Genomic DNA, 462 nt, shown 5'->3' with positions numbered 1-462 from the left:
TCATCTATAGGCGAAGCGATTACATGGGTTTTATACGGCATTGATCCATACGGAACTAAAAACGAACCGAAACCTATCGGCAATGAAGATGCAGAAACGAAAGTAGAACTCCTTATCCAAGTAGACGAAAAGGATATTTTAATTGGTAAAGCTCAAAAGAAAGCTGCTAAGTACTTCATTAATGAAGTTCCTAAAAAGGCTAAAGAGTTCGAATCATTTGTAGATGAGTTGTTTGATAAACAAGCTTTCCTATCACTATTCAATCCAGGATTCTTCAGCTCACAACATTGGCAAACACAACGTGAACAACTTCTATCTTATGTAGGTGAACCACTGAAGAAAGAAGTGTTCGATGAGTTACCAAAAATACAAGTTGGTTTATTAGAAGAAAACTTAAAGAAACTTTCTATAGAAGACTTACAGAAGGTTCATGTAGAACGTAAGAAAACTCATGAAAAATCA

The 462-nt window shown here is 35.1% G+C and carries 1 protein-coding gene; it reads left to right on the top strand.

The window, feature by feature from the left end:
- On the top strand, nt 1-462 hold a 462-nt coding region (locus MR113_RS27450), incomplete at both ends, for an ATPase (protein ID WP_242257490.1).

The sequence above is a fragment of the Bacillus cereus group sp. BfR-BA-01379 genome (assembly GCF_022663605.1).
In the GTDB taxonomy this organism is placed as follows: domain Bacteria; phylum Bacillota; class Bacilli; order Bacillales; family Bacillaceae_G; genus Bacillus_A; species Bacillus_A mobilis.
This window is presented reverse-complemented; position numbering and strand designations above follow the sequence as displayed.